The sequence below is a fragment of the Salinicola sp. DM10 genome (assembly GCF_017306975.2).
Taxonomy (GTDB): domain Bacteria; phylum Pseudomonadota; class Gammaproteobacteria; order Pseudomonadales; family Halomonadaceae; genus Salinicola.
On the sequence record NZ_JAFLEN020000005.1, the window covers coordinates 36,784 to 49,572 of the forward strand.

Below are 12,789 nucleotides of genomic sequence, written 5' to 3' on the forward strand. Positions count from 1 at the left end.
AACGTCTGTCGGCGCGACCCGGCGCGTAACGCGCTCAGGCGGCCCTCGAGCGATCATCCGTTCAGGCGACCACCGACTCCCCGGAGGCGGCCATGATCTGCTCCTTGGAGACATCGGCGCCGAACTCGGCGGCGATGCGTCCCCGGCTCATCACCACGATGCGGTGGGCGATACTCAGGCACTCGCCGACTTCGGAAGTGGAGAAGATCACCGCCAGCCCCTGCCGGGCCGCGCCCTCGGCCAGCAGCTTGAACACCTCGGCCTTGGCCCCGATGTCGATGCCGCGGCTGGGCTCGTCGAGCAGCACCACCCTCGGGTGGGTCGCCAGCATCTTGCCGATCACCACCTTCTGCTGGTTGCCGCCGGAGAGTGAACCGATGTCGGCGCGCGGCCCATCGGTCTTGATGTGCACGCTGGCAATCGACTCGTCGATGACCCCGCGCTCGCGGCTGCCGGAGGTCAGAAGCCCCTTGGTGAACGCCTTGATGCTCGCCAGCGACAGGTTCTCGCCCACCGACATGGTCTGCACCAGGCCGTCGCGCTGGCGATCCTCGGGGACCAGCACCAGGCCGTTGTCGATGCGCTCGGCGATGCTCAGGCGGGAGACGTCGACGCCCTCCAGCAGCACCCGGCCGCCGCTCAGTGGCACGCGCCCGGCGATGCACTCCAGAAGCTCGGTGCGCCCCGCGCCCATCAGCCCGTAGATGCAGACGATCTCGCCGGCGCGCACCGTGAGAGACAGGCGGTCGACCACCGAGCGCTCGGGCACGTTGACGTCGGCCACGCTGACCTCCTCGATCGCCAGCGCCACCTCCCCGATGGTATGTCCGGTGGGCGGCGAGCCGAGGTCGAAGTTGTCGCCCACCATGTTGCGCACGATCCACTCAAGATCGATGTCGGCACGCTTGGCGTAGGCGGTCATCACCCCGTCGCGCAGCACCACGGCGTGATCGGTGATGGTCAGCGCCTCTTCCAGATGGTGGGAGATATAGACGATCGACACGCCGCGACTCTTGAGATCGCGAATGACCCGGAACAGCACCTCGACCTCGGAGGCCGAGAGCGCCGAGGTCGGCTCATCCATGATCAGAATGCGCGAGTTGACCGACAGCGCACGGGCAATCTCGACGATCTGCTGTTGGCCGAGACGCAGATCCTCCACTGGCGTGAGTGGATCGATCGGCTCGTCCAGCGCCTCCATCAGCGCCCGCGTCTGACGCGCCTCCTCGGCGAAGTCGATCCCCGTCGGGCCCTTGATCTCGCGGCCCATGAAGATGTTGTCGCGCACGCTCAAATTGGGCGCCAGGCTCAGCTCCTGGTGGATGATCGAGATGCCCAGCCGGGTGGCATCGGTGGTCGAGGCGAAGCGCACCGGCTCGCCGTCGAGCACGATCTCGCCGGAGGTCGGCTGGATCACCCCGGAGAGCACCTTCATCAGGGTCGACTTGCCCGCCCCGTTCTCGCCGAACAGGGTGGTCACCTGGCCGCGGAAGACATCGAAATTGACCGTCTTCAGCGCCTGCACGCTGCCGAAGGACTTGGCCACGTTGCGCGCCGAAAGCACCACTTCGTCGTCGCGCCGGGCGTCGCCGGCGGCAGCCGCGGGGGCCGGCGCGGTGCTGTCTAGGTGACTCATTCGACGTCCATCCTCACCGGCGTCACCAGCCAGTTCTTGGGATTGATCAGCTTGAACACGCCGGTCACCGTCACCGTCTTGCCACTCAGGTCGGCGGTGTCGATGTCCGCCAGCACGGCGGCCTTCATGGCATCGTTGATCGAGGCACCGGCGTTCTGGTACTCGATCTGGTTGGTGAACTCGCCGAAGCTGATCTCGCCGGTGGCATCGCGCAGGTCGGTGCCGTTGATCGCCGGGCCGGTCTGCACGCGAATGGTGATCGCCGCCGGCACACCCTCGACCGCCACCGTATAGATGCCCGAGCGCGCCTCGCCCACCACGCCGGTGAAGGTCACCGGCACCACCGGGCCGAAGCTGTCGCCGACGCCGTACTTCTGCCCGGCGGCGCTAGCATCCGCGAGCACCGCGGTGGCCAGCTCAGCGGCCGGCACCGCGCGCTGCTCCACGCTCTTCTGGATCGCCGGGAAATGCTCGCTGCCGTAGGTGGCGGCGGAGAAGCCGCCGGCCAGCTCCGCCTCGTGGCCGATCTCCACCACCGTGGTATCCCACGCCATGGCGGCGATGACCGCCACCACCACGGCCCCCAGGATCACCCGTCGGCGTGTCTTGCCGGGCCTGCGCGGCCGGGCTGCAACGGTTGCACTCATGACCAGAGCCCTCCTGTCAGGCGCTGTGCGCCGCCGCCCGCCGAGCCGGTGGGCGACGGTTCAGGTTCAAGGGATCAGCACGATCTTCAGCGACTTGGCCCCGCTCTTCATCAGCTCGAAGCCCTCTTCGTACTTCTCCAGCGGCAGCTTGTGAGTGACCACGCCTTCGGTGGGGAAGTCACCGTTGCGGATGCCCTCGATCACCAGCGGATAGCAGTAAGGGCCCAGGTGGGAGCCGAGCACATCGAGCTCCTTGCGGTCGGAGATGATGCTCCAGTCGACGCTGACGGGGTCCTTGAACACGCTGAACTCGACGAAGCGCCCCAGCTTGCGGATCATCGATAGCCCCTGCTCCACCGACTTGGGATGCCCGGTCGCCTCGATGTAGACGTCGCAGCCGTAGCCGCCGGTCATCTCCTTGATGATCGAGACCACGTCGTCGCGCTTGGGGTTGAGGGTGAGATCGGCACCGAAGCGCTTGGCCAGCTCCAGACGCTCGTCGAACAGATCGAGCACGATCAACTTCTCGGCACCGGCCTTCTTGGCCGCCCCGACCATGCCCAGCCCCAGGGTGCCGGCACCCGAGAGCACCACCACGTCGCCCAGCTCGATCCGGGCGCGCTGCACCGCATGCAGCGAGCAGGCGTAGGGCTCGATGAGAATCGCCTTCTCCAGCGGCAGCTCCTCGGGCACGTGGTAATTGATCGCTTCCTTGGTGAACTTCATGTACTCGGCCATGCCGCCGTTGACATTGTTCTGGAAGCCGTAGAGGTCGTGCTTCTCGCACATCCAGTACTGGCCGCGGTTGCAGAAGCGGCAGTTCCAGCACGGCACGATCTGCTCCGAGATCACCCGGTCGCCGGGCTGGTAGCCCTCGACCTGGGCACCGACCTTGACCACCCGGCCAATGAACTCGTGGCCCGGGATCATCGGCGCCTTGATGTAGGCGGGCTGGGTCTCGTCGCCCCAGAAGCTGGGCGCCCCGTCGTAGGACTTGATGTCACCGGCGCAGATACCGCACCCCTCGACCTTGACCAGAATCTCCTTGTCATCGATCTCGGGGACCGGCACCTCTTCATAGCGATAGTCGCCGGGGGCGTAGGCCACCACGGCTTTCATGGTCTTGGGAATCTCGCTGGCAGTCGCCTGCTGCGGGGAGGTGGTGGTGGATTCGGACATGATCGCCTCCGGGGCTTAAACACATGATCAATATTCGGTCATATGTTTTTAGCGCAATCGACGAAACCACATCAACGCGGAAGACCGCCATAGCGCCTAAGACTTTAGGCATACAATCATTAAGCTATTGTTATAAATGATATAAAAATAAGAATTCGACCGATGCATAGACCAAAGTTGCAGTTCCATGGCGTACTGCAGACACCCGCCTCAGTCCGTTTCCCAGCCGTACACAATGACCTATCACTGACCATATGTTCATCCGCAAACTTTGGACCATTGGCCCCGATATCGTCCCGTTATCTCAGATGGATAGCCATGGCCGCCGCCTCTCCGCAGACCGCCAGCGGGTTTTCGGTGAGCGCGAACGCAAGACAACAGGCAAGAAAAAGAGGCTGTCGGCATGCCGACAGCCTCTCTACCATGCGCCCCGAGGGCGCCATCCAAGCCTTACCCGATAGCACTGGATGCCTCTAGGTCACTTGGCGGTGTACCCCCCATCCACCAGCAGGTCGGCACCGTTGATCATCGCCGCAGCGTCGGTAGCCAGGAACAACGCCGCCGCCGCGACCTCTTCGGGTTCGGCGAAGCGCCCGCTAGGTATCTGTGCCTTCATGGCTTCCCCCTTCGGACCATCCCAGGCCTTGCGCCCCAGCTCGGTAAGGACGACGGTGGGCGAAATCGCGTTGACGGTAATGCCGTGCCGTCCCCACTCCAGAGCTAGCGTCTTGGTCATGCCGATGACACCGAACTTGGCAGCACAATAGGCCACATGCCCCTCGAGGGCGACCGATCCCGCCTGCGACGCGAGATTGATGATCCGCCCGCCGTGGCCGGACTCGATCATGCCTCGTCCGACCGCCTGAGCCATCAGAAAGCTGCCGGTCAGATTGACGTCGAGGGTCCGCGTCCAGGCATCTCTAGACAGCGCTTCAGCCGGCGCAAGATCGACGATACCCGCAGAGTTGACAAGAATGTCGACACTGCCGAAAGCCTCGATGGCAGCCTGCAGCGCAGTATCGATACTCGCCGGATCAGTCACGTCACACGCCAGAGCCAGCACCTCTGCACCCAAGGCGTGCGCCCGCTCCTTCGCGGCATCCAGGTTCATGTCGAGCAGCGCGACGCGCGCCCCCTGTGCCACATAGGCCGCAGCGATCGCCGCTCCGATGCCCGAAGCAGCGCCGGTAACGAGAGCGGTCTTGCCCGTCAGCGAAAACTCCCATAGCTTGCTCATCCTGCATCCTTCCCTTCAGGCACGTGAAGCCGCAGACTCGACGCCACCCGCGGGCCGCTCGCCCAGCGAGCGGCGTCGAGGCGCGACGCTACTGACGCTCGCTGAGCAGCGCATCGACGTTGTCCAAGGTTACCGGCGTCCAAGGCACGTCGTACTCCCGCTTGTCACCGTTGTCCCATGCCATGTCCGGGTACTTCTGCCAGACATTGGACATCGGCTGATAGCTCGGATCCACCGCCTTGATCGCAACATCGATGGCCCCCTGAGCCTGGGCCGCACCGTCCTGAAGGATAGTCGCCATCGAGCCCGCCTTGACCGCATGCAGCGCATCGGTGACACCATCCACGCCAGCAATGGCGAAATCGTCGACCTTCAGGCCGGCGGCCTTGATCGCCTCGATCGCACCCAACGCCATTTCGTCGTTCTGCGCGATCACCCCTTTGATGTCGGAACCGTGCGCGGTGAGCCAGTTCTCCATCAGGTTCTGGGCCTCGGCACGGGACCAGTTGGCGGTCTGCTTTTCGAGAACATCGACATCGGGGCACTCTGCCAGCGCCTTCTGGTTGCCCTCGCCCCGTTGCACCTGGGATGACTGACCGATCGGCCCCTCGATGATCACCACATCGCCCTGACAGCCCATCTTGTCGAGGACCGTCTTGGCTTCCATATAGCCCGCCTTGACGTCATCGGAGCCGACATAGGCAGTCAGCAGGTCGCTGTTCACGCGCGTATTGGAACCGACCACCGGGATACCGGCATCGTGCGCGAGCTGCACCGCGGTAGCCCCAGCATCGACATCGATCGGCACGAAGACGATGGCGTCGTAACCCTGAGTGATCATGGTCTCGAACTGATCCTGCTGAACCAGCGCGTCGTAGCGACCATCGAATACCGTGAGATCGACCTTGCCCGATGTCACCGCGGGATGCTTTTCGGCCGCATTGGCCCAGAGCTGCATGAATTCGGCGTTGAGACCGTAGACGGCTGCACCGATCTTGAGTTTGCCCTCTTGGGCATTGGCCGTGGGCACGGCCAATGCGCCGAAGGCGACGATACTGGCGACGGCTGTCAAAGTGCGAAGTCGCATGGCTCATTCCTCTCGTTGACTTGCTATTGGCTTGTTATTGGTATGTTGCTGAGTCGTGGTTGGTTTGCTGCTGGCTTAGCCACCTTCGGCCGTTCGATCCGACCGCCGGTAGAGAAAAGAGCGCGTCTCGAAACGCTAGGACTCGGTCTTGCGCGAGCGATCGAGCATGACGGCAGCCACGATCAGACCGCCCTTGATCACCTGCTGGTAGTAGGACTCGACGCCCAGCAGGTCGAGCCCGTTGTTCATCACGCCGATCAGCAACGCGCCAATGAGCGTGCCGCTTACCCGCCCCACGCCTCCCGCCAGACTGGTTCCGCCGATGACCACCGCGGCAATGGCATCCAGCTCGTAGGCAATGCCGGCCTGCGGCAGCGCGGAGCCGGTGCGCGCCGCCAGCACCATGCCGGCGACACCTGCCAACGCCCCGGAGATCATATAAACGTAGAGCCGTATCCGCCGAACCGAGAGACCCGACACCTTGGCGGCATGCGGATTTCCCCCCACGGCATAGACGTGACGACCAAAGCGAGTACGCGTGAGTACGAAGTGCGAGACGACGAACACCACGGCAAAGAGAATGACCGGCACTGGAATACCGGCGATGTCGCCGGTGCCGATCCAGCGATAGCCATCGGTGAGCGCCGGGATCGGGCGCCCACCGGAGTAGATCAGGGTCAGACCACGCGCCGCCGACAGCATACCGAGCGTAGCGACGAAAGCAGGAACGGCGTACCGCGCCACGGCCAGGCCAGAGAGCGACCCCACGGCAATGCCGGTGAGCAGGCCGACGGCGAGCGGCACCAGTGGCATATAAGGAGCGCCGGGAATGAACCCAGAGGCAGCGGTCGTGGCAAAACTCGCCGACACCACACCGGCCAATGCCACCACCGAGCCCACAGAGAGGTCGATCCCACGGGTCAGGATCACGAAAGTCATGCCGATCGCCAGAATGCCGTTGATGGACGTCTGGCGCAGCACGTTGATCACGTTGCGAGAACTGAGGAAATTATCGCTGACGATCGACAGCACGACACACAGCACGATCAGTGCGATCAAAATGCCGTAGCGCTGCGCCACCGGGCCCAGTCGGTCTGACAGCGTCTTCTTCTGCTCGGTGCCGGCACCGCCGGGCACGCGATCCTTGACTGACTGTTCCACGGCAGTGCTCCCCTTAGTTCGTCATGATAATGATCGATGTCACGAGCGCTCACCGATGACATCGGCGCCCGCTCGACTCCGCCTAGGCCGCCAGATGCAATAGCTTCTCCGCCGACATTTCGGCGCGCTCCAGCTCTCCCGCCAAGCGCCCGTCGCGCATGACCAGGGCGCGATCGGCCATTCCCAGAACCTCATCGGTTTCAGAAGAAATCATCACGATTGCGCCACCCTGCCGGGTGAAAGCTGCCATCACCTCGTAGATTTCGCGCTTGGCACCCACGTCGACACCACGCGTCGGCTCGTCGAGCAGCAGGACACGTGGCTGGGTCAGGAACCACTTGCCCAGCACCACCTTCTGTTGATTTCCGCCCGAGAGGTTGGAGACGCCGAGACGATCGGAGGCGGTTCTAATATTGAGACGGTCGATCATCTGCTCCGCCGCCCGACTTTCGGCCCGGACACTCATGACATTGGCGCGAGAAAGCTGTCCCAGCGTGGTGAGGCACAGGTTGTCGCGCACACTGGCGCTCAGCACCAACCCGGAACCCTTGCGATCCTCGGTCACGTAGGCGAGCCCAGCGGCGATTGCGTGCTTGGGATCACTGACATCCACCGACTCACCGAGGATCAAAATCTCCCCACCGCGCTCGTCGGAAAGGCCGAATAGACGATCCAGGATCTCCGTGCGCCCCGACCCCATCAGCCCATAGATCGCCAGGATCTCGCCTCGTCGCAGCGTGAAATCCACATCGCGCACGCCGCGATCGGCACACAGGCCACGCACCGTCAGCAGCGTTTCCTCCGCAATCTCCTGATCCTTGACCACGAACTCCTCGCCCAGCGGGCGACCTACGATCAGGTGGATCAGGCGCTCCTTGTCGATATCCGCCAAAGCGCCCGTCTCGACGAAGGCGCCATCCCGCAGCACCGTATAGCTATCGCAGATCGTGAATATCTCGGACAGGCGATGACTAACGTAGATCACCCCCTTACCCTGGCGTTTGAGCGTCTCCACCGCGGCGAACAGCTGGTCCGCCTCCGCCTCACCCAGCGCCGAGGTCGGCTCATCCATGATGATGATCTCGGAGTCGTAACTCAGCGCCTTGGCGATCTCGACCAGTTGGGTCTGTGCCACGCTGAGATCCATCATCAGCGTCTCGGCGCGAATACCGAAGTGGCAGCGGTCGAGCAGCGCCTGGGCACGAGCGTTGAGTGCTTTGAAGTCGATCCGTCCCAGCCAGCCGGTGGGCTCTCGCCCCAGATACATGTTCTCGGCCACTGTCATCGCCGGCACCGGACTGAGCTCCTGCTCGATGATGGCGATTCCGTTGGCCAACGCCGCCGAGGGGCTATCGAAGACCACCTCCTTGCCGTTGCGCTCGAGCACGCCGGCATCTCGCCGATGAATGCCCATCAGCAACTTGAGAAAAGTGGACTTACCGGCGCCATTACCCCCGCAAAGGGCGTGCACGGAACCCGCCGCGAGCGCAAAGCTGCCATCCGAAAGAGCAGGTACGCCGTTGAATGCCTTTTTGAACCCCTTGGCTTCCAGCAGTAGCGGACTTGCACTACCCGCTTCCCCACTCTCGCGAGAGACATCGGGAGCGACAGCTTGATCGGCAGTGAATTCACGCATCACGACCCCTCCATGCAACAGATGATCAACAACTGGTCACATGTTTTTATCCCAAGCTTCGCAAAGACTTCAACGGAAAGTAGCTGGGATACGCGTTCGACTTTAGCCAAAAAGGAATCAAACTATTGTATTTAATGACAATTAATAGAACACGGTGCGCGAGAACAAGACTAAAGTCGGCGAACTCGAGAGACCATCTCTGCCTTCAATGGCTCGCAGCATCACTGCATCCCGCCAAAAAGGCTGATCATATGAAATATAATGCGCACATTTGACCATCTGAAAGGCACGACGACAGGCGACCGCCTCAGCCGAGAACCTATCCATAGGAGAGACGGGACAGCGACTCCCGCTACCGAACCGCTCAGTCGCGTTTGAAATAGCGTCGAGAAATGGAGTCCAGCGAGATCGCGATCACCACGATGGCCCCGCTCACCATCGACTGCCAGTACGGGGAAATGCCCAGCAGCACGATCACGTTCTCGATCACGCCGATGATCGCCGCACCGAAGATCGCCCCCAAAGGCGTACCGATACCACCGGTGGTAGGCACCCCGCCAATCACCGAAGCGGCGATGGGCCCCAGTACCCACGAATCCCCGATGGAGGGCTGCGCCGAGCCCAGCCGGGCGACCATCAGCATGCCGGCCAGCGCAGCCAGAAAGCCCGCAAAGGCAAAGACACCCAAGCGGACACGATCGACGCGGATGCCCAACATCCTGGCGGCCGACAGATTACTGCCGACGGCATACATGTAGCGGCCGAACGGGGTCTTCAGCGTGATGAAACAGGCCACGACCAGAAACAGCAGCATGATCCAGAACGGCACCGGCAGGCCGGCCCACTTACCACTACCGAGAAACCCAATGTCGGCGGGAATACCGGTGATCGCCACCCCCTTGGTGATGACCAGGTTGAGTCCGCCGTAGACACCCGCCATGCCGATCGTCAGCACCAGCGAGGGGAGCCGGAGCAACGTCACCAGCAGACCATTGAGCAGCCCGAAAAGCGCCCCTATCACCAAGCAGAGCCCGAATGACAGCCACGGATTTAGCCCCAGCTTGACCATGAGGATACCCCCGATCACGCCACAGAAGCCGCCGATAGCGCCGAGCGACAGGTCCAACTCCCCCAGAATCATCAGCATCGACTGCGCGATGGTGATCATGCCGATAAAGGCCAGCGACCGGGCGATGATGACCAGGTTGTAGCTGTTCAGAAAGTTTTCCGACAGCAGCGACGCCACCACCACGATGAGTGCCAATACCCCTACAACGCCACTCAGGGGGTTGCTGACCATGAACCCCATTGCCTTACGCAGCATGCCCACTTCCCCCGTGACCGTGAATGGCTCCAACCAGCGCGTCTCCGCTGGCCTGGTCGATATGAAACGCTCCGCTGACTCGCCCTTCGTACAGCGTGATGATGCGATTGGCGCAGCGCCGCAACTCATCCATCTCCGAGGACACCAGGATGATTCCCACGCCACGCTCCGCCAGCGCCTTCATCAATCGATAGATTTCCATCTTGGTGCGGATGTCGATCCCTTTGGTTGGCTCGTCGAAAATCAGTACGCGAGGATTACAGGCCATGGCGCGCCCGATGATCGCTTTCTGTTGATTGCCCCCCGAAAGGAAAGTGATGTTCTTGTTGATGGTCGGGGTCTTGATGTCATAGTCGCGCACGATGTCGTCGATCCACGTCCGCTCCCGACGGTCATTGATCACCCCGCGGCAGGCCGTGGTGCCCAATAACGCCATACCGATATTGCGGCGCACGCTCTGACCAGGAAAGATGCCGTGATACTTGCGCTCTTCGGAGAGATAGAAGAGACCGTGGCGAATGGAATAGTGCGTATCCCCCAGCCGCCACACCTCCCCCTCTAGCTGGACCATCCCGGATCGGGCCGGCAAAAAGCCGAACAGCGTCTGCATCACCTCGGAGCGACCTGACCCGACCAGGCCGGCGAACCCCAATACCTCCCCACGCTGCAAGGTGAACGAGACATCCTCGAATCCTTTCCCGCTGAGCCCCTCGACTCGCAGCATCACTTCACCACTCCCGCCCTCCGGCTGCAGGCGGCTATCTGTCTTGACGTCCTGCCCCGACATCAGCGAGACCAGTTGACGGTCGTCCAACTGCGACACCGGCCGCGTCTCGATCTTGCGACCGTTACGCAAGACGCTGATGGTGTCGCTGATGGCGAACATCTCGTCGAACTTATGCGAAATGAAGACGACACCGCAGCCAGAGGCCACCACATCCCGCACCACGCGAAAGACGCGCTCGACCTCGGTCTCCGTCAGCGAAGAGGTCGGCTCGTCGAGGATCAGGATTTTCATCGACTCGTTGGTGCAGGCCCGTGCAATCTGCAGCAACTGCTGATCGGAAATCGAGATGTGGCGCACCTTGTCGCCAGGGCTGGCCGCGATCTTGAATCGATCGAGCCAGGTCTGTGCCGCACGCTCCAGCTCACGACGCCTGAACAGCCAGCCACCGCGCCGAGAGCGCGAGAACGGCATGAAAAGATTCTCGGCCACGGTCATGTTGCCGAATAAGTTGATCTCCTGGGGGACATAGGCAATGGTCTTGTGCAGGTGGTCGTGATTCGACGCATCCTGACCATCGATCATCACGCGCCCCTGGGATGGCTTCTCGGTCCCGGTCAAGATCTTGACCAGCGTCGACTTCCCCGCGCCATTTTCCCCCGCCAGCGTATGCACCCGGCCCATCTCGATCTCGAGCACGATGTCATCCAGCGCCTTGACGCCCGGGAAGCGCTTGCTGACATGGTCGACGTGCAAGTAAGCCATCCTCGCCTCCCGTGGACTCTCACGTGGAATCACCGCCACCGCCCCCGCCGGAGATATCGCTACCGACGGAGGCACTTGGGACCTCACTCCATGAAGGAGTCGACGTTATCGGGCGTGATCATGACGTTACCGGTGTCGATGTGATTGGGCGTGACCGCCCCGGTAGCCAGTTGCCACATGTTGATCACCGACCAGTACCCCTGCATGGTCGGGCGCGAAGCCGAAGAGGAGTCCGCCACGCCCTCTTTGATCAACACCAGCATCTGACTGAGATCATCAAGACCGACCAATTGGACCTTGCCGACCTTGTCGGCCTCCTTGATCGCTTGGCCGATACCGACCGGCCCGGCGGCGTCCGATGCCACCCAGCCATCGAGGTCGGGATTGGCCTGCATGATCGCGGAGGCCTGTTGCTGCGCGGTATTGATGTCATCGTTGTCGACGCCGGTCGCGACGACCTCGATACCCTTGTGCGCATCAAACACAGCCTGCGCACAGCGCGCCCGCTCGGCGTGATTGGGGGCCGTGGGCACCCCCATCATGATTGCCACCTTGCCCTTTCCATTCAGCAACTCGATCAGACGATTGGCCGCCATTTCGGCCTGCTCGCAGAAATCGCTGCCGACGGTGGTCAGGTTCATTCCCCCGGGGTTTATCGAATCGAACAGCGTGATCGGAATCCCCTGCTCCTGGGCCTCCTGCAGCACGGCACGGTTGCCGCTGGGATCGAGAAGATCGACGATGATCCCATCGGGACGCGTCGAAATGGCACGCTCGATGATCTCGTTCTGCTGGGCGACGTTGGCACTCTGAGGAGCCGAGTACTGGATCTCCACTTCGGAGCCGGTCTGCGCCTCGATCGCAGCAGCAGCCTGCTGAGCCCCCTGATTGACCTTGTCGAACCAGGGGTGGACGACCTTCGGCACCACCACGAAACGATAGCTATCGTGCTTCTCTGTCCCCGGACCATCGGCGGCGAGGGCCGATGCTGACATGCCCGTGGATGCCAGAATACCGAGCGCCATTATCAAACCAGCTTTGACGTTTTTCATGAACAACCCTCCGCAATGATCCAATCACCGTTCAGACCCAAACTGTCGCTCACATGAAACATATCGAGTCCATACGAACGTCTTTTATCAGCACCATTTATCGCTCTATCCGCTGGATAAACAAGACAGACTTTAGTGGTCATGGTGGACTTCAAACATCGTAAAACCCACCACCTTTATTCACTATCTTTTCGAGAAAAACGCATGAGACTGAGGCAATAATCGAAAAATCTCACCAAAGTTCCTCACACACCCCCTGCAACGACCTCTCGCCAACACCCGAGACATGTCGAGACCATTGGTCATCATGACCAGTCAATCGTTGAACGATGACTCTCGAC

General features: G+C 62.0%; 10 protein-coding genes. All 10 read right to left on the reverse strand.

The genetic code is table 11. The features are described from left to right. Window positions 1-61: 61 nt before the first annotated feature. The 10 genes from J0A90_RS15525 to J0A90_RS15570 all read right to left on the reverse strand — a co-directional run bounded on the left by J0A90_RS15525 (window position 62) and on the right by J0A90_RS15570 (window position 12,448). Window positions 62-1,636 (reverse strand): sugar ABC transporter ATP-binding protein, encoded by a 1,575-nt coding sequence (locus J0A90_RS15525; protein WP_207034097.1) that lies wholly within the window; start codon window positions 1,634-1,636, stop codon window positions 62-64. Then, window positions 1,633-2,283, reverse strand: coding sequence for a DUF2291 family protein (locus tag J0A90_RS15530; RefSeq protein WP_035472228.1), 651 nt, complete (start codon window positions 2,281-2,283; stop codon window positions 1,633-1,635). Before J0A90_RS15530 ends, J0A90_RS15525 begins: the two co-directional genes overlap by 4 nt. 66 nt (window positions 2,284-2,349) lie before the next feature. Further along, the gene (locus tag J0A90_RS15535) at window positions 2,350-3,462 is read right to left on the reverse strand and encodes an alcohol dehydrogenase catalytic domain-containing protein (RefSeq protein ID WP_207034100.1); all 1,113 of its coding nucleotides are present in this window, start codon (window positions 3,460-3,462) and stop codon (window positions 2,350-2,352) included. A 478-nt stretch (window positions 3,463-3,940) separates the two neighbouring features. Further along, window positions 3,941-4,699, reverse strand: coding sequence for a GolD/DthD family dehydrogenase (locus J0A90_RS15540; protein ID WP_207034101.1), 759 nt, complete (start codon window positions 4,697-4,699; stop codon window positions 3,941-3,943). An 88-nt stretch (window positions 4,700-4,787) separates the two neighbouring features. Beyond that, the gene (locus J0A90_RS15545; RefSeq protein WP_207034103.1) at window positions 4,788-5,786 is read right to left on the reverse strand and encodes a substrate-binding domain-containing protein; all 999 of its coding nucleotides are present in this window, start codon (window positions 5,784-5,786) and stop codon (window positions 4,788-4,790) included. Between the two features lie 135 nt (window positions 5,787-5,921). Further along, complete coding sequence (locus J0A90_RS15550; protein ID WP_207034105.1) at window positions 5,922-6,947, reverse strand: ABC transporter permease; 1,026 nt, start codon at window positions 6,945-6,947, stop codon at window positions 5,922-5,924. 82 nt (window positions 6,948-7,029) lie between these two features. Beyond that, entirely contained in the window at window positions 7,030-8,583 is a 1,554-nt protein-coding gene (locus J0A90_RS15555) for a sugar ABC transporter ATP-binding protein (RefSeq protein WP_207034107.1), read from the reverse strand. 364 nt (window positions 8,584-8,947) lie between these two features. Further along, entirely contained in the window at window positions 8,948-9,907 is a 960-nt protein-coding gene (locus J0A90_RS15560) for an ABC transporter permease (RefSeq protein ID WP_207034109.1), read from the reverse strand. Then, on the reverse strand, window positions 9,897-11,396 hold the full coding sequence (locus J0A90_RS15565; protein WP_207034112.1) for a sugar ABC transporter ATP-binding protein: 1,500 nt from the start codon (window positions 11,394-11,396) through the stop codon (window positions 9,897-9,899). Before J0A90_RS15565 ends, J0A90_RS15560 begins: the two co-directional genes overlap by 11 nt. An 83-nt stretch (window positions 11,397-11,479) precedes the next feature. Further along, complete coding sequence (locus J0A90_RS15570; protein WP_207034114.1) at window positions 11,480-12,448, reverse strand: substrate-binding domain-containing protein; 969 nt, start codon at window positions 12,446-12,448, stop codon at window positions 11,480-11,482. Window positions 12,449-12,789 lie beyond the last annotated feature (341 nt).